Consider the following 16,596-nt stretch of genomic DNA (forward strand, 5'->3'; position numbering starts at 1 on the left):
GTGACATAGTACATCGCATGTCTCGTTCGGGACGCGGCGAGGACGCCGCGGGAGCCACCGGCCTGTACGACCTCTTCCGGCTGGACGGTCGCGTCGCGGTCGTCACCGGCGCCAGCTCCGGTCTCGGCGCCGGGTTCGCCGGTGCTCTGGCGGAGGCCGGCGCGGACGTGGTCCTGGTCGCCCGCCGCGCCGACCGGCTCGGTGAGGTCGGCGCCTCGGTCACCGCGCGGGGCCGCAGACACCTCGCGGTGCCTGCCGACGTGTCGGACGAGGACGCCTGCGAACGGGCGGTCGAGGCCGCGGTCGCGGAGTTCGGCCGGGTCGACGTCCTCGTCAACAACGCGGGGGTCTCGACCGTCGTCCCCGCGCTGCGGGAGGAGCCGGCCGGGTTCCGCCGAGTCCTCGAGACCAACCTGAACGGCGCCTACTGGATGGCCAGAGCGTGCGCCCGGCACATGCCCCCCGGCTCGGCGATCGTCAACGTCGCGAGCGCCCTCGGCCTGGTCGCCTCCCGGCTCCCCCAGGCCGCGTACTCGGCGAGCAAGGCGGGCCTGCTCGGGCTGACCCGCGACCTGTCCCAGCAGTGGGCCGGCCGCCGCGGCATCCGCGTCAACGCCCTGGCGCCGGGCTTCGTCCGGACCGAGATGACCGGGGAGATGCCCGACGACGTGCTCGACGGGTTCCTGTCCGGGCTCCCGCTGGCCCGGCTCGGCACCCAGCGCGAGCTGGACGCGGCGATGCTGTTCCTCGCGACGCCGGCATCCGGCTACGTCACCGGGGCCACGCTCGCCGTCGACGGCGGGATGAGCGGGCACTGACGGGCACCGGCCACATGGTCGCGGGCGACGACGACGTGTTCCGCCGCGACCTGCTCGACCTCCTCGACCGCCGGTGCCGGCGGACCTACTGAGTGGGTTCCTGCAGCACACCCGCCTCGAGCAGCTCCTCGATCTCGGCGTCGGACAGCCCCAGCAGCTCCCGGGCGATCTCCCGGGTGTGCTCCCCCTGCCGGGGCGCAGGAGCGAGCGCCGGCACCGGGAACGAGGAGAACCGCGCCGGGCCGGTGTTCGCCGGCAGCGCCACCGGCAGGTCCGGGTGCTCCATCGTCGAGAAGGCGCCCCGCGCGACGAGGTGCTCGTCGTCGGGCTCCTCGGGCAGGCGCACCATCGCCCCCGCCGGGACGCCCGCGGCCTGCAGGTCCCGCACGGCCTCCGCCGGTGACCGGGTCGCCACCCAGGACGCGACGGCCCGGTGCGCCGGACCGTCCGGGTCGCGACGCTGCGCCGGGGTGGACGCCCCCGACGCGTCTCCGCCGACCAGGGTGCGCAGGCGGTCCCAGTCCCGCCCGTCGCGGGCCTGGACGACCACCCACTCGTCGTCGCCGGCGCAGGCGAACACGCCCGTGAGATCGGCGCGGCCCGCCGTGGCACCGGCACCGCGCTCGACGGACTCGGCGGCGAGCACCGGGCCGAGCAGGGTCAGGGCGACGTCGGCCTGCGAGATCTCGATCGCCGCGCCCCGCCCGGTACGGTCGCGGCCGATCACCGCGGCCAGCGAGCAGAGCGCGGACACCGCTCCGGCGACATGGTCGGGGAACACGGTCGCGCCGTCGCAGAACGCGTCGTCGCGCCCCGGGACCGCCCACAGCGAGGAGAGCCCGGTGGCGGCCCGGACCAGCGGCCCGTACCCCATCCGCCCGCTCCACGGCCCGGAGGCGCCGAAGGCGCTGCTGTCGCAGACGACCAGCCGCGGGGCGACCGCGCGCAGGTCCTCGGCACCGAGTCCGAGCTTCGCGAGCGTGCCCGGCCTGAAGTTGGCGAGCAGCACGTCGGCGTCGGCAGCCAGTGCGCGGAGTAGCTCACGCCCCCGAGCTGTGCGCAGGTCGAGCCCGATGCTGCGCTTGTTGCGCTGCCCCCAGGCGAACGAGGCGCTCATCCCCGCGCCGCGGCGGGACTGCCGGAGCCCGTCCGGGAACCCCGCGTTCTCGACCTTGATCACCTCGGCGCCCTGGTCGGCCCAGAGCCGTCCGGCCTCGGCGCCGGCCACGATGACCCCGAGGTCCAGCACCCGCAGGCCCGCGAGGGGACGCTCGGACGACGAGGGGTCCCGGGTGACGGGCGCCCGCTCCGGGAACGACGGGTGGCCGTCGACGATCGTGGCGACCGGGTCCTCGGCCGCGGCCCGGACCCCGTCCACGGTGGCGAAGCCCTGGGGGACGACCGCCTCCAGGTCCGGGGCGACCGCGACGGGCCGGAGCGCGCCGGTGATCCGGAAGTGGGCCTCCTCGATGGCCTCGGACGGGGCGAGGACACCGCCGACCGGGATCCCCCGCTCGGCGCCCTCGTCGACGAGCTCGGCGCGCTTGCGGCCCGCGAACAGCTCGGCGATCAGCGGGTGCAGCCGGTCGGCCGCCGCGAAGCGGGCCGGGATGGTGTCGTACCGCGGGTCGGCGAACTCCTCCGGCGACCCCAGCCACGCGAACATCGCACGCCACTGACGCGTGGCCAGCAGGCAGATGCGGACGTGGCCGTCGGCGCAGCGGAAGACCGGGTAGAAGGCCCGGGCGTCCGGCCGGTCCCGGGGGAAGTCCTCCGACCGGCCGGCGGCCGCCGATCCCTGGGTGCCGAACCCCGGGTCGAACCCGTGCACGACCGCCTCGTGGGCCGACACGTCGACCAGCTCGCCCCGCCCGGTCCGCGACGCGTGGACGTGGGCGACGAGGGCCGCCCATGCCGCCTGGACCGCGGCGGTCCCGTCGGCCAGGCCGGGCGGGGGCAGCAGCGGCGGCTCGCCCGGGAGCCCGGAGCGCGACAGCACCCCGCCCACGGCGGTGAGGACCGCGTCGGTGACGACCCGGTCCCGGTGGGGACCGGTCAGGCCGTACGGCGTCAGCGCGACGACGACGAGTCCGGGGAGCCGGCGGCGCAGCTCGTCCGGGTCCAGGAGCGCCGCGGCCGGCCCGTCGAGCACCACGATGTCGACCTCCGCGGCCGCGGCGAGCAGACGCTCCCGGTCCCCCTCCTCAGCCAGGTCCAGGCTCCACGGGGTCACACCGCGGCCACGCAGGACATACGGCAGGCCGACGCCGTGCAGGACGGGCTCCTCCGACCGCGACCGTGCCCCCGCGGGCGGCTCGACCCGGACCACGGCCGCACCGAGGTCGGCCAGCAGGGTGGCGCAGAGCCCGGCCGGGCCGTCGCACAGGTCGATCACGCGCAGCGCGGCGAGGGGGCGGGTCATGGGCGGGTCTCCTCGACTGTGGTTCCGGCGGGGGCGACGACGGGCAGACACTCGCCGAGCCCGGTGGTCTGCGGACCGGCGATCGCGGCGCCGGTCATCGGCCCTCCCAGCGCGGCTCGCGCTTCTCGGCGAACGCCGTGGCCCCCTCGCGGGCGTCCCGGCTGCCGAAGACCACCCGTACCGCCTCCCGGTTGACCGCCCACACCTCGGGCTCCCAGACCGATCCCCCGGCGTGGGTCGCGTGCACCACGTGCTTGCTCTGCCGGACGGCGAGCGGCGCGTTCGCCGCGATCGTCCCGGCGAGCTCCAGCGCGACGTCGAGGGCCGTCCCGGCCGGAGCGACCCGGTTGACCAGTCCCCACTCCCTGGCGGTGGCGGCGTCGACGGGCTCGCCGGTCAGCGTCATCTCCAGGGCGATCTTCAGCGGCACCTGCCGCTGGAGGCGGATCACCCCGCCTGCGGCGGCGAACAGGCCGCGGCGCACCTCGGGCAGGCCGAGCGTCGCGGTCTCGTCGATGACGGCGAGGTCGCAGGCCAGGACGATCTCCGTCCCACCACCGAGTGCGAACCCGTTGACGGCGGCGATCACCGGCGTGTCCACCCAGTGCTGGACGATCCCGGCGAAGCCCCACTCGGGGTGCCCCTGCGCGTCGATGCGGTGGCCGCGCGCCACCTCCTTCAGGTCGGCGCCCGCGCAGAACGCGCGGCCCTCGCCGGTGAGGACGATCGCGCGGACCGCCGGATCGGCGTTCGCGGCCTCGAGTGCCTCACCGGCGGCCTCGGACAGGGCCGCGTTCACGGCGTTCATGGCGTGCGGGCGGTTCAGCGTGACCACGGCGACGGCGCCGCGGGTCTCGTACCGGACCGCAGGACCGTCGGTCCTGCTGGTGGACGGCGCGGGCTGGGTCATGGCGGGGTTCCTCTCAGGCTGCCGGCGGCAGGTAGACCGAGCGCACCGACAGGTAGGGCGCCAGCCCCTCGGGGCCGAGCTCGCGGCCGAGGCCGCTGTCCTTGACGCCGCCGAACGGGGCGTTCGGGTCGAGCGCGTAGTGGTTGACGCCGACGGTCCCGCTCTCCACGCGGGCGGCCAGCGCGACGCCCCGCTCGGTGTCGGTGGTCCACACCGTGCCGCCGAGGCCGTAGGGCGAGTCGTTCGCGATCCGGACCGCGTCGTCGGTGTCGGCGTAGGGGATCACGCACAGCACCGGGCCGAAGATCTCCTCCCGGGCGATCGCGGCGGAGTTGTCGACACCGGCGACGACGGTGGGCTCGACGAACCACCCGCGCTCCAGACCGGCCGGCACTCCCCCGCCGGTGGTGATCCGGGCGCCCGCGGTGCGGCCGGCCTCCACCATGCCGAGCACCCGGCGCTGCTGGGCCTCGCTGACCAGGGGCCCGATCGCGGTGCCCCGGTCCAGCGGGTCGCCGACCGGCAGCGCGCGGACGGTCTCGGTCACCAGCTCCAGCAGCTCGTCGTAGCGGGACCGGGGGACGAGGATCCGGGTGCACGCGTGACAGGTCTGACCGTTGTTGGCGAGCGAGACGGCCGGGAGCGAGCGGGCGAACAGGTCCAGGTCGGCGTCGTCGCACACGATCGAGGCGGACTTGCCCCCGAGCTCCAGCGTCACCGGCCGCAGCCGGCTGCCGCACTCGGCGCCGATGGCGCGCCCGGCGCCGGTGGAGCCGGTGAACGCGACCTTCGCGACGTCCGGCTCGGCGATCAGCGCGGCGCCCGTCTCCCGGCCGCCGGCCACGATCCCGAGCACCCCGGGCGGCAGACCGGCCGCGAGCGACGCTTCCGCGAACGCGACGGCGTCCAGCGTCGTCTCCGGGGCGGGCTTGAGCACGACCGGGCATCCCGCGGCCAGCGCCGGGCCGAGCTTCATGGCGGCCAGCGCCTGCGGGTAGTTCCACGGGGTGATCGCCGCGACCGTGCCGATCGGCAGCCTCCGGACGATCGACCGGGCGAGCGGCCCCGAGCGGTGGTCGTCCGGCAGGCCGTCGCGGATCAGTCCGGCGTAGTAGCCGAGGATCACCGCGGCGCCGTGCCCGTTCGCCGCCACGGACTGCCGGATGGGCATCCCGTTCTCCCGGGACACCTCGGTCGCCGTCACCCGGGCGCGGGCGGTCAGCGCCGCGGCGAACCGGTCCAGCACGTCGGCCCGCTCGGCGGGCGGTGTGGCCGCCCATCCGGCGCGGGCGCGTCCGGCCGCCGCCACCGCGCGGCTCACCTCGTCCGGGCCGGCCGGGACGACCTCACCGAGCGCCTCCCCGGTCGCGGCCTCGAGAACCGGCAGCGGGTCGGCGCCCCGGTCGGTCCAGGCACCGTCGACGAAGGATCCGATCCGTTCCATGCACACCCCTGTGGAGGACGGCGACCGACTGCCGGGCGCCACTCCCTAAAGACAATAGCCTAATTGTTTTAGTTTGTCGGCGACGAACGTCCGACCTCGCGACGAGCACGACGGCGCCGGGCCGTGGTCGCGCCGCGGCCCGGCGCCGTCGTCGGGAACCGGTTCAGACCGGGTTGAGCTCGGTCACCAGCCAGCGGTCACCGTCGCGCTCCATCGTCACCAGGACCCGCGACCCGGACAGCGTGGGCTGCTGCTGCCCCGCCCGGGTGGAGGTCTGGTTCAGGAACATCGTCAGCCGGACCCGGTCCGGCGAGGCCGGCTCGGCGACGCCCGCCGCGGCGACCGAGGTCTGCGTGACCAGCTGGTCGCGGTCCGACGCCGGGATGACGATGTCCCGGACCAGGCTCCGGTAGTCGTCCTTGAAGCGGCCGCCGACCTCGTTCAGGCGGGCGTCCAGGTCGGTCTTGATACTGCGGTGGTCGTAGGAGAGCAGGTTCGGGACCGACTCCTTCGCCACCGCCAGTGCGGTGTCCCCGGCGTCCGCGGCCTGCGTGGCGCGGACCTGCAGCACGGCGAACACGACGGCCAGGCCCAGGAGCGCGACCGCCGCGCCGGCGAGGACCCGGGTCGCGATCCGGGGACGGTCCCGCCACCAGCTCGCGAGGGCACGGGCGCCGCGGAGCGGCAGAGCGGCGGCGGCGGTCGCCGCGCGTCCGATCGGACGCAGCACGCGCCTCACGGCACGAACTCCACTCGTGCCACCAGCCAGTCGCCGTCCTTCTTCTGGAGCTCGGTCACCATCCGGTAGAACCGCGACTCACCGTTCGGGACGGTCCGGTTGTGCACCGTCGCCTTGACCGCGACGATGGCGCGGGCGGTGTCACCGTCGAGGCTCTCCAGCCCCGCGCCCGTCACCTCGCCCGTGGTGGCGACCTTCGACTCCTTCACCAGGGTGATGTAGGAGTCCAGGTTCTGGGCGAACAGCCCGCCGAAGTCTCCGGTGGCGCCGTCCAGCACGCGCCGGACGTCCTGCTCGGCGGTCTCGTAGTTGATCGAGGTCAGCTCGACGGCCGCCGCCTGGGCCTTCTCCAGCGCGGCGACCCGATCGGCCTGCGCCGCCCGGGTGCCGTTCCAGAGCACACCCGCGATCACCGCCAGGACCAGCGCCACGACGAAGCCGGCGAGGACCAGCCGTCGGACGAGGGGCCGGGGTCCGTCCTCGGCGGACCCCGCCTGCGGGTCGGTCTCGGGGGCGTCGTCCTGCTCCTCGCCCACCGCGACCGGCGGGGCCTCCGGGAGCGCGGCCTCGTCGACGGTCCGGGCCGGGGCCCCGGCGGCCTCGGCCACCGGGTCGTCGTCGGCCGGGGCCGCGGACTCCCTCCGGTCGAGGGAAGTGCTTCTCACCACGTCAGCTCCTCAGGTCAGCGGTACCGGACCGCCCCACCCCGGGGGTGGGTGGGACGGAGGGGGGCCGGTGCCGGTCGGGGGCGCCCACCCGGGGGCGGACGCCGACAGCGGGACGGCTCGGGAGACGGCCGTCACAACCGTGTCGATCGTGACATCTCACGTATTCTGTCTCACTCCCGGGGTCCTCCCCCGGGTCGCCGCAGGTCATGACGGCACCGGGGCCGGTGCCGGCGTCATCAGGCCTTCCAGGGTCATCCGGTCCTGCGGGGTGGCCGGTGAGCTCACCGCTCCGATGGCTCCGAGCGGCTCGAAGGCGGGCTCGTTGTTCAGTCCGGTCTCCGGACGCAGGGTCAGACGGCCGGCCGAGGTGGGGCTGAACCCGGAACCACGGCACTCGAAGATGGTCGCGGCGCGCCGCCCGGGGGGCGATCCGGGCTCGAAGCACGGCAGGTTGCGCGCGCTGCGAGCCAGCGTCGGGTCGTCCTGGGGCAGCTTGCAGTAGCTGTTCGCCGGCAGCGGGACGTCCCCGGTCTCCATCGCGTTGCGCGGGCCGCCCGGCTGACCCGCGGGTATCCAGCCCTCGACGCAGTTGGGCTGGTTCACGTTGGTCTCGAGGTTGAACCGGAAGATCCCGGGCTCGCTCTCCGGCGCGATGACCAGCGACGACGCCGTGAACATCGGGTACACGACGAGGATCTGCTCGATCGGCGCGTGGTAGGCCTCGGCGAGGCGGGTCAGCACCTCGGTCGTGCTCAGCAGCCGCGGGGTGCTGCGACTGAGGTCGGTGAGCAGGGAGTCGGCCTGCTGGGCGGCCCGGTTGCCGTCGGTCAGGACCGACCGCAGCGCCGCGTCGCTCTCGCGCAGCTGCCCGGTGAAGGACGCCAGGTTGCGTCCCCAGTTCCGGATGGAGTCGCTCGTCGCGAGCTGCGGATCGGCGAACCCCTCGAAGTCGTCGATGAGGTTCTCGGTGGCGGCGAAGTTCTGCTCGGTGCCGGCCTCCTCGACCAGGAGGCCGGTGTTGTCGATCAGCCGGCCCAGGTCGGGCCCGATGCCGCGGAAGGCGTCGGCGAACTCGGTCAGCACGGTCGTGAAGTTCTGCTGGTCGACCGAGGTCAACAGGTTGTCGGTCCCCTGCAGCACGCCGGCCGTCGGCACCGGGACCGAGGTCAGCGCCAGCGGGACGTGGTCGCCGTCGGCCATCGGGGCCGCCGCCGGGTCCTGGGGGACGAAGTCGACGAACTGCTCACCGATCGCGGAGACGCTGTGCACCTCGGCGCGGCTCCCGCTCGGCGGGACCCGGTCCTCGTCGATCGTCATCCGGATGCGGACGCCCTCGGGGTCCAGGTCGACGTCGGTGACCGTCCCGACCGTGACACCCCGGTAGGTGACGTTCGCGTTCGGGTAGAGGCCACCGGCCGCGGGCAGGGTCGCGGTCACCGCGATCCGGCCGATGCCGAGGACCTGGGGAACCCGGACGTAGTAGAAGACGATCAGCAGGGTGGCGACCAGGGTCAGCACGGTGAAGATCGCGATCTGGATCTTGACGTAGCGGGTGATCACGTCAGTTGCCTCCCGTCAGGCCGCCGAGCAGGCCGCCGGAGGGGGCCTCGGGCTGCTGCTGTTCCTGCTGCTGCTCGCGTTCGGTCTGCTCCGGCGGGGCCGGTCGTTCGAGGGTTCCCGACGGCGGGCCCGGGGGCGGCTGGTTGGGCACGGCTCCGCCGAGCAGGTCCAGGCCCGGCTCGCCGATCGGCGCGCCCGGTTCCGGTGGCAGCACGGGTGCGGTCAGCGGGTTCGCCGCCTCCAGGGCGTTGCCGCCCGCCTTCATGATCTCCTGCAGCCGGATCAGCTGGCCCTGCGCCGGCGTGCCGGTGAGGAAGTTCTGGTCCAGCGTCCCGAGCGTCAGGTCGAGGGTCAGCCAGAAGTTGATGTAGTCGCCCTGGAAGGTCTCGCCGAAGTTGCGCAGCGGGAAGATGATCGTCCCGAGCAGTCCGAGCGAGTCGGTCAGCGACCTGTCCGCGTCGGCCAGGCCCTGCAGCGCCGGCGTCAGGTTGTCGAGGTTGCGGGCCAGGTTGTCCGAGCTCTCGGCGACGACCGCGTCGGTCGCCTTCCCGAACTCACCGAGCGCCACGAGGCTGTCGGTGAGGTGGGCCCGCTCGCGGTTGAGCACGGCCAGGGCGGGCGGGATCGACTGCAGGGCTCCGTCGATCTTCTGGTCGCCCTCGGCGAACCGTGCCGCGAGCCGGTCGAGCCCGTCGATGGCCCGGGTGATGTCCTGCTTCTGGTCGTCGAGACCGCGGCTGAAGGTCTCCAGCTCGGTCAGCAGGCTGCGGAAGTCGTCCGTGCGCCCACCCAGGGCCTTGTTCAGCTCGCGGGTGATCGTCTTGATGTTCTGCAGGTTGCCGCCGTTGAGCAGCGTCGCGACCGAGGCGAGGACCTCCTCGGTCTCGGGGTACTTGCCCGCGCGCTCCAGGCCGATCCGGGCGCCGTCGGTGAGCCGTCCGACGGGTGCGTCGGTCGGCTCGTCCAGCTCGACGTACTTCGCACCGAGCAGCGAGGTCTGACCGACCTTCGCCGTGACGTTCGCGGGGAGCTGGACGTCGCCGTCCAGGGTGACGGTGACGACGGCGTTCCACCCGTCGAGCCGGACGTCGGAGATGTTGCCGACCGGCTGGTCCCCGACCCGCACGGGGTTGTTGGGGACGAGGTCGGCGACGTTGCGCATCTCGATCTCGACCGTGTAGGCCCCGTCGCCCACGCCCGGCACGCCCGGGAGCGTGAAGTCGTTGAGTCCACGGTAGTCACACGCGGTCAGCGACAGCGTGCAGCACAGCAGCGCGGCGATCGCGCCGGCGCGTCTCGTCCGTCGCATCAGTTGCCTCCCTGGGGAACGAGCAGGCCACCGAGGCCGGGCGCGTCGAGGTCCGGCGGGGCCTCGGGTCCCGGGGTCGGCTGCCGGTACGGCTCGTCGCGGGCCGGGCGGTTGTCGGTCGGTCCGCCGCCGCCGGGCACACCGATCGGGCTGATGCCGATCGGCGGCTGCTGGATGCGCAGGAGGTTCAACAGCGGGCCGAGGTTGCTCTTGCAGTAGTCGATGCCCTTGACCGGGTCCTGGGTGGCCGCGGTGAACGTCGAGCAGACGAAGTCGGCCGGGGTGTTCAGGTTGTCCACGACGAGCTTGCCGGACAGCGCGTGCGTCCGGGGGGACACGATGTTGAACAGGTTCATCAGGGTGCTGGGACCGACGTGCAGGATCGTCGCCAGGTCGTCGCGCGAGTTGGCGAGGGTCCGGGTCAGGTCCCCGATCTGCTCGACCGAGTCGTTCAGCACCGGGCCGTTGGTGGCGACGAACTCGTCCACCGACTTCGCGGCGCGGGAGATCCCGTCCAGGGCGGCGGACAGCTCGTCCTCGTTGTCGGTCAGGACCCCGGACACGGTGTCCAGGCGCTGGTTGAACTCGACGATCTGGCCGTCGACCTGCTTGAGGGCGGTCACGAACGCCTGGAGGTTGCGGATCGTGCCGAACAGGTCGCCGCGCCCCTCGGACAGGGTCTCGACCGCGGCCGAGGCCTGCCGGACCATCTCGTTGAACGCGGCGCCCTGGTGGCCGGCGGCGTTGGCCGCCGCCATGTCCAGGAACCGGGAGAGCGAGCCGTTCTGGTTCGCCTTGTCGGGCCCCAACGCCGTGCTGAGCTCGTTGAGCTGCTTCTTCAGGTCGTCGAACTCCAGCGGCGATGCGGTGCGCTCCACCGGGATCTCTCCGCCGTCGGGCAGCGTCGGCCCACCGGTGTAGGCCGGGGCGAGCTGCAGGAAGCGGGTCGAGACCAGCGTCGGGGAGACGACGGCGGCCTTGACGTCCGCGGGCAGCTCGTACTGCGAGTCGTAGGTGAACTCCATGCGGACCTTGTCGCCCGCCGGCTCGATCGAGACGATCTTCCCGACGTCGACGCCCTGGATCCGGACGCGGTCGTTCGGGTAGACGTTCTTGACCGAGGTGAAGTAGGCGACCCCGGTGCGGGACTGGCCGTTGATCAGGACGATCAGCCCGGCGACGGCGACCGCCGCGACCAGCCCGACGACGAGGACCCGCTGGACCAGCGATCCGGCTCGGATGCGCGACATCAGTTGCCTCCCGCGCCGATGAGACCGCCGACGGACGGCAGTGTGGGGGCGGCACCCTCGAGGCGTCGTGGGGACGGCGAGGCCGGGGACGAAGTCCGCCGCCGGGAACAGCGTGGGCCCGGCGTTGCCGAGGTCGCCGTGGCCGGCGAAGTACGGACCGCCGGCGAGGCCCTCACCGAGACCGGTGATGAAGCTGGAGACCCGCTGGATCGACGAGACGATGTTGCCCTCGTTGCGCTTCAGGATCGCCAGGACACCGTTCAGCTCGTTCAGGGCCGGGGCCAGCCGGTTGCGCTGGTCGTCGACGAGACCGTTGATCTGGTCCGTGGCGCGTCGCGTCGTCACCAGGAGCTCGCCGATGACCTCCCGGCGCGCCTCCAGCTCGCCGAGCAGCTTGTTGCCGTCGATGAGCAGGGTGCTGAGCTTGGCCGTCTGCCGGTTCAGCACCCCGGTCACGGACTCGGCGCGCTGGAGCAGGTCGCCGATGGCCGCGTCGCGGCTGGCGATCGTGCGGGACAGCCGGGTGATGCCCTCGAAGGCGGGCCCGATGTCGTCCGGGGTGTTCGCGAAGGCGTCGGTGAAGGTGTCCAGCGCCGCGCTGACCTGCTTCATGTCGATCTCGCCCGTGCGCCGGGTGAGGTCCTCGATCCCCTGGGTGATGCTGTAGGGAGCCGTGGTCCGGGCCAGCGGGATCACGTCGTCGGGCAGCGGTGCGCGGCCGTCGGGACGGATCTCGAGGTTGCGCTCGCCCAGGAGGGTCTGGGTGCCGATGGAGGCCGAGGTCAGGTCGTTCAGGCGAACGTCCTTGACCGTGAAGTCGACGACGACGTCGGCGCCGTCCAGCGTCACGCTCCGGACCTGGCCGACCTCGGTGCCGGCGATCCGCACGGTGTTGCCGGCCTGCAGCCCGCCCGCCTCGGTGAACCGTGCCTCGTAGCGCTTGCCCGCGAACACCTCCAGCTCGGCCAGCTGGAACGAGGCGACCATCAGGACCCCCAGGATCGCGAGGCCCGCGAGCGCGATGGTCACCGGGTTCTTCTCCCGGAATCTCAGCTTCATCGCCCGCCTCCGGACGTGTCGTCGGTGCGGATGATCTGGTCGGGGACCTGGCCCTGGTCCGCGGCGTCCTGCTGCGGGATCGGGTTCGCCTCGCGCTGTTCCGGCGTCTCCAGCGGGGAGTTGCCGAACTTGCAGCGGTCGACGTTGTCGGCCGGGCCGAGCCAGGGCGAGTAGACCGGGTCACCGGTCGGTCCGGTCGTCTTCACCCGGAGCGAGCAGATGAACAGGTTGTAGGTCGCGCCACGGGAGCCGAGGCGGCTGACCCGCAGGTAGGCACCCGGCAGCAGGGACAGGTTCTCGTCGATGGCGGCCTCGCCGGCCTTCGCCTGCTTCGCCACGCGGTCGAGCTGGTCAACCGTGCCCTTCAGCGGCCCGCGGACCTTGCCCAGGAGCTGGTCGACGCTGCTGGTCAGGCGGTTCACGCCGTCGAGCGAGTCACCGATCCGCTGCCGGTCGCCGGCCAGGCCGGAGGTCAGCTGCTGGAGCTCGGTGATCGTCGACTCGAGCTCGGGGGCGCGCTTGTCGAGGGTGCCGAGCACGGTGTTGAGGTTGTCGACGACCGACCCGATCACCGCGTCCTTGTCGGCGAGGGTGTTGGTCAGCGACCCGACCCTGCTCAGCAGGGACTCGATCGTGCCGCCCTGCCCCTGGAACACCGAGATGAGGTCGGAGCTGAGCTGGTTGATCTGGTCCGGGGCCAGCCCCTCGAACAGCGGGGAGAAACCCGCGAGGAGTACGTCCAGGTTGAGCGCCGGTCGGGTCTGGGCGACCGGGATGACCGCGTCCTCGGCGAGGACGCCGTTCCCGGCCGGGCCCCGCGCGACCTCGAGGTAGCGGTCGCCGGTCAGGTTCAGGTACCGGACCGCCAGCTGCGTGTCGGCCGGCAGCTCGCGGGTCGCGTCGACGGTGAAGGTGACCTTCCCGAGGGTGGAGTCGACGACGGACACGTCGGAGACCGCGCCGACCTCGACCCCGGCGATCCGCACCGAGTCCCCCGCCTTGACCCCGGAGGTGTCGGTGAAGATCCCGGAGTAGGAGCGCTGGGCACCGAAGCCCGTACCGCCGGCACCCATCTGGATGCTGACGATGACGAGCACGAACATCGTCACGACGACGAACGCCGTCGTCTTGATCAGCGGCCCGGTGATGTTCTGGGCCTTGGAGATCTCGCTCATCGGCCGCCCTCCCCGCCGAACAGGCCACCGAGGAAGCCGCCGCTCTCGCGGGGCGCCGCCGGCGGTGCGGACTCCGTGCCGGGCGCGGCCGGCACGGGCGCCGCGGGATCGACCGGGGCGGGCGCGGGCTGCCCACCCGGGACGGAACGGACCTGCTCGCCCGGGAGCCCGAGCTCCTGGCCGGCGCCGGCGAACGGGCCGAACAGCTGGGTGACCAGGGGCGGGTCACCGATGCGCAGGGTGTTGTCGCCGTCGGGGTTGGGCTCGCCGCCCTTGTCGACGTTCTTCATGAGGGACTCCGGGAACACGCTCCCGTCGAGGTCCGGCATGCCGTGGCAGTCCGGGCCGTTGTCGGCACCGACGACGGGTGGGCTCGTGTAGGAGGTGTCGCCGGGTTCGAGGGTCACCAGACCCACGAAGCCGGGCACCGTGTTGCCCTGCTGCTGTTCCAGCTGCTGCCGGGACTTGTCGAGGCCCTTGAGCCAGCAGGCGAACATCGGGGAGTAGTCGCGCAGCAGCTCGGTGGTCGGCAGGGCGGTCTGCGTGACGTTCCGGATGCCGTCCCGGTTCTGGAGGAAGAACGCCTCACCGGTCCGGGACACCCTGGAGATCTGGAACAGGAAGCTCTCCAGGTCGGCCTGCTGCTCGACGATGGTCCGACTCGTCACCGCGCCGTTGTCGAGGACCGTCACCAGATCACCGGCGACGTCGCCGTAGAGGTTCGCCAGGTCGGCGCCCTTGCGGAAGTCGGTCTGCAGCTGCGGGAGGTTCGCGTTGAACCGCTTGAGGTACGCGGCCAGCTGCGAGGCGGTCTCACCGACCTGCTCGCCGCGGCCGTCGAGGGCGGTCGCCAGGTTCCCGATGACCTCGCTGACCTCGCGCGGCCCGAGGGTGTCGAGGATCCTGTCGAGGGAGTCGAACAGGGTGTTGACCTCGACGGTCACCGAGTCGGTGGCGATCTGGTCGCCGGCGGCCAGCATCCGGCCGGACGGCGTCGCGGGCATCGTGAGCTGGACGGTCTTCGCACCGAAGGCCGTCAGCTGGTCGAGGGAGACCCGGGCGTCGGCCGGCACCTGGCCGATGCGGTCGGCGTCCATGTCCAGGACGATGTCGACCGCGCCGCGGTCGCCGTCGGCCAGCGAGACCGAGCCGACCTTCCCGACGTCGACGCCCTTGAGCTGGACGCGGTTGCCCGGGTACATCTGCAGGCCCGAGCGGTCGGCCTTCAGGGTGACCGGCACCGTGTCGGCGAAGGCGTTGAGGTACATGGCGGTGCACAGGCTCAGGAAGCCGAGCACCACACCGATGAGGATCAGCGCGTAGACGCGGTACTTGAACCGCGTGAAGAAGGAGTCGTTCACCTGGTCATCCCGTGATGCGGAAGGCGTCGGAGTCGGCGTAGAGCGCCATGGAGATCGCCAGCTCGGCCGCCAGGACCGCGATCAACGACGTCCGGACCGCCTTGCCGACGGCCAGGCCGACACCGGCCGGGCCGCCCGAGGCCGTGTAGCCGTAGTAGGTGTGGATCGAGATCACGACGACGGCGATTCCGATCGCCTGGGCGAAGGAGTAGAGGACGTCCTGCCACTGCATGAACGTCTGCATGTAGTGGTCGAAGGTCCCCTCGGAGAGCCCGAAGAAGCCGACCTGTGTCGTCTTCCAGCCCACCCAGGCGCCGACCATCGCCATCGCGAAGATCGGGATGATCGTGATCATGCCGGCGACCAGCCGGGTGGTGACCAGGTAGGGCAGCGACCGCACGCCCATCACCTCCAGCGCGTCGATCTCCTCGGAGACGCGCATGGCACCGAGCTGGGCGGTGAAGCCGCTGCCGACCGTGGCCGCCAGTGCGGCCCCGGCGATGATCGGCACCAGGAGGCGGGGGTTGATGATCGCCGATGCGAAGCCGCCGAGGGCCTCGAGCTGGAGGTTCGCGAGCGCGTCGTAGCTCTGCAGGCCGCCGGTGACCCCGGCGAACAGGGTGATGAAGAAGGTGATCACCGAGGAGCCACCGATGACCGCGAGGGCACCGGTGCTCATCCCCACCTCGGCGATGAGCCGTACCTGCTCGGTCTTGTAGCTCTTCACCGCCTTGGGGATCCAGATGACGCCCTTGCCGTAGAACTCGGCCTGCCGTCCCAGGTCGTCGAGCAGCCGCAGCGGGGCCCCGAGGGCGTTGCGTACGGAGGAGAGCATGGCCAACGTCCTCACACCAGTCCGAGCGAGTAGGGGATCTGCGTCAGCAGGATGTTGATCGGGAACAACGCGAGGAACGTGTAGACGACGGTCTCGTTCACGGCGTTGCCCACGCCGCGCGGACCCGCCTTGCAGGTCATCCCCCGGTAGCAGCCGATGAGCGCGCCGACGACGCCGAACACGACCGCGCGGAGCTCGCCGTGCACCAGGTCGTCGAAACCGACCAGCAGGGTCAGCGAGTCGATGTACTGGCCGGGGCTCGCGTCCTGCAGGTAGACCGCGAAGAAGTAGCCGCCGGCCAGGCCGATGAGGATCATGACCCCGTTCAGCAGGAAGGCGTTGACCGCGGTCGCCAGGACCCGGGGCACCACCAGTCGCTGGACGACGTCGATGCCGAGCACCTCCATCGCGTCCAGCTCCTCGCGGATCCGGCGGGCACCGATGTCGGCGCAGATCGCGGTCGAGCTGGCGCCGGCGATGATGAAGGTCGTCGCGACCGGCCCGATCTGCGTGACGGTGGCGAAGGCCGAGCCCGAGCCGCTCAGGTCGATCGCGCCGATCTCGACCAGCACGAGGTTGAACTGGAACGTCACCAGGGCGACGAACGGGATGCCCAGCAGGATCGCCGGGCCGAGGGACACGCTGGCGACGAACCAGGTCTGCTGGACGAACTCCCGCCATTGGAACGGCCGCTTGAACATGGCGACGAACGTGTCGGCCGTGAAGGCGAAGAACGTGCCGAGCGGCGCCACGCTGCGGGCGACGAGTGGCGGTGTGGGCATCACGCCTCCCCGGACGGGGAGGCGGCGCAGGTCACGACGTCGGGCTGCATCGGGGGCCTCTGCTCTGAGACGACGGTGGTGGGAAGCGACCGGTCCACAGCAGTGCGGGGAGCACGGAACCGGGTCAGCGGGTGAAACGAGCGTCACTGATACAAGTTTCGTTCTCTGTCTCATCTATCACCTGAACGGAGTAGCTTGAGGCGACTTCGTCCCCCGAACGAGACACTTCTGGTGAGACACTCGACAGAACTTGTGTCGTTGTCC

At 72.4% G+C, this 16,596-nt stretch carries 13 protein-coding genes; 1 reads left to right on the forward strand and 12 read right to left on the reverse strand.

The annotated features are described in order from the left end of the window. Window positions 1-17 precede the first annotated feature (17 nt). Window positions 18-818, forward strand: coding sequence for an SDR family NAD(P)-dependent oxidoreductase (locus Ae717Ps2_RS19430; protein ID WP_075310892.1), 801 nt, complete (start codon window positions 18-20; stop codon window positions 816-818). A gap of 85 nt (window positions 819-903) precedes the next feature. Here Ae717Ps2_RS19430 and Ae717Ps2_RS19435 read toward each other — a convergent pair whose 3' ends face one another. The 12 genes from Ae717Ps2_RS19435 to Ae717Ps2_RS19495 all read right to left on the reverse strand — a co-directional run bounded on the left by Ae717Ps2_RS19435 (window position 904) and on the right by Ae717Ps2_RS19495 (window position 16,332). Further along, the gene (locus Ae717Ps2_RS19435) at window positions 904-3,240 is read right to left on the reverse strand and encodes a CoA transferase (protein ID WP_075333694.1); all 2,337 of its coding nucleotides are present in this window, start codon (window positions 3,238-3,240) and stop codon (window positions 904-906) included. Window positions 3,241-3,334: 94 nt separating this feature from the next. Then, a complete protein-coding gene (locus tag Ae717Ps2_RS19440; RefSeq protein ID WP_075333695.1) occupies window positions 3,335-4,150 on the reverse strand; it encodes a crotonase/enoyl-CoA hydratase family protein in 816 nt (271 codons plus the stop codon). A gap of 13 nt (window positions 4,151-4,163) precedes the next feature. Then, complete coding sequence (locus tag Ae717Ps2_RS19445; protein WP_020621821.1) at window positions 4,164-5,594, reverse strand: aldehyde dehydrogenase; 1,431 nt, start codon at window positions 5,592-5,594, stop codon at window positions 4,164-4,166. Between the two features lie 163 nt (window positions 5,595-5,757). Next, entirely contained in the window at window positions 5,758-6,324 is a 567-nt protein-coding gene (locus Ae717Ps2_RS19450; RefSeq protein ID WP_075310886.1) for a hypothetical protein, read from the reverse strand. A gap of 5 nt (window positions 6,325-6,329) precedes the next feature. Next, window positions 6,330-6,998 (reverse strand): hypothetical protein, encoded by a 669-nt coding sequence (locus Ae717Ps2_RS19455; RefSeq protein ID WP_139318961.1) that lies wholly within the window; start codon window positions 6,996-6,998, stop codon window positions 6,330-6,332. Between the two features lie 207 nt (window positions 6,999-7,205). Beyond that, the gene (locus Ae717Ps2_RS19460; protein ID WP_075310884.1) at window positions 7,206-8,561 is read right to left on the reverse strand and encodes an MCE family protein; all 1,356 of its coding nucleotides are present in this window, start codon (window positions 8,559-8,561) and stop codon (window positions 7,206-7,208) included. Window position 8,562: 1 nt separating this feature from the next. Further along, the gene (locus Ae717Ps2_RS19465) at window positions 8,563-9,870 is read right to left on the reverse strand and encodes an MCE family protein (protein ID WP_075310882.1); all 1,308 of its coding nucleotides are present in this window, start codon (window positions 9,868-9,870) and stop codon (window positions 8,563-8,565) included. Beyond that, a complete protein-coding gene (locus Ae717Ps2_RS35330) occupies window positions 9,870-12,179 on the reverse strand; it encodes an MCE family protein (RefSeq protein WP_083702424.1) in 2,310 nt (769 codons plus the stop codon). The genes Ae717Ps2_RS19465 and Ae717Ps2_RS35330 overlap by 1 nt, the downstream gene beginning before the upstream one ends. Then, entirely contained in the window at window positions 12,176-13,354 is a 1,179-nt protein-coding gene (locus Ae717Ps2_RS19480; RefSeq protein WP_020621828.1) for an MCE family protein, read from the reverse strand. Before Ae717Ps2_RS19480 ends, Ae717Ps2_RS35330 begins: the two co-directional genes overlap by 4 nt. After that, window positions 13,351-14,715: an MCE family protein gene (locus Ae717Ps2_RS19485; RefSeq protein WP_075333696.1), complete on the reverse strand. Its 1,365-nt coding sequence runs from the start codon at window positions 14,713-14,715 to the stop codon at window positions 13,351-13,353. Before Ae717Ps2_RS19485 ends, Ae717Ps2_RS19480 begins: the two co-directional genes overlap by 4 nt. Before the next feature lie 4 nt (window positions 14,716-14,719). Further along, window positions 14,720-15,550, reverse strand: a complete 831-nt coding sequence (locus Ae717Ps2_RS19490) for an ABC transporter permease (protein WP_020621830.1) — start codon at window positions 15,548-15,550, stop codon at window positions 14,720-14,722. Window positions 15,551-15,561: 11 nt separating this feature from the next. Next, entirely contained in the window at window positions 15,562-16,332 is a 771-nt protein-coding gene (locus Ae717Ps2_RS19495) for an ABC transporter permease (protein WP_020621831.1), read from the reverse strand. Between the last annotated feature and the right edge of the window lie 264 nt (window positions 16,333-16,596).

The sequence above is a fragment of the Pseudonocardia sp. Ae717_Ps2 genome (genome assembly GCF_001932475.1).
Lineage (GTDB): Bacteria > Actinomycetota > Actinomycetes > Mycobacteriales > Pseudonocardiaceae > Pseudonocardia.

Excerpts from the sequence above, each read along its gene's own strand:
- Ae717Ps2_RS19430 (WP_075310892.1), top strand. The coding sequence starts at position 18 with ATGTCTCGTTCGGGACGCGGCGAGGACGCCGCGGGAGCCACCGGCCTG.
- Ae717Ps2_RS19435 (WP_075333694.1), bottom strand. The coding sequence starts at position 3,240 with ATGACCCGCCCCCTCGCCGCGCTGCGCGTGATCGACCTGTGCGACGGC.
- Ae717Ps2_RS19440 (WP_075333695.1), bottom strand. The coding sequence starts at position 4,150 with ATGACCCAGCCCGCGCCGTCCACCAGCAGGACCGACGGTCCTGCGGTC.
- Ae717Ps2_RS19445 (WP_020621821.1), bottom strand. The coding sequence starts at position 5,594 with ATGGAACGGATCGGATCCTTCGTCGACGGTGCCTGGACCGACCGGGGC.
- Ae717Ps2_RS19465 (WP_075310882.1), bottom strand. The coding sequence starts at position 9,870 with ATGCGACGGACGAGACGCGCCGGCGCGATCGCCGCGCTGCTGTGCTGC.
- Ae717Ps2_RS35330 (WP_083702424.1), bottom strand. The coding sequence starts at position 12,179 with ATGAAGCTGAGATTCCGGGAGAAGAACCCGGTGACCATCGCGCTCGCG.
- Ae717Ps2_RS19480 (WP_020621828.1), bottom strand. The coding sequence starts at position 13,354 with ATGAGCGAGATCTCCAAGGCCCAGAACATCACCGGGCCGCTGATCAAG.
- Ae717Ps2_RS19490 (WP_020621830.1), bottom strand. The coding sequence starts at position 15,550 with ATGCTCTCCTCCGTACGCAACGCCCTCGGGGCCCCGCTGCGGCTGCTC.
- Ae717Ps2_RS19495 (WP_020621831.1), bottom strand. The coding sequence starts at position 16,332 with ATGCCCACACCGCCACTCGTCGCCCGCAGCGTGGCGCCGCTCGGCACG.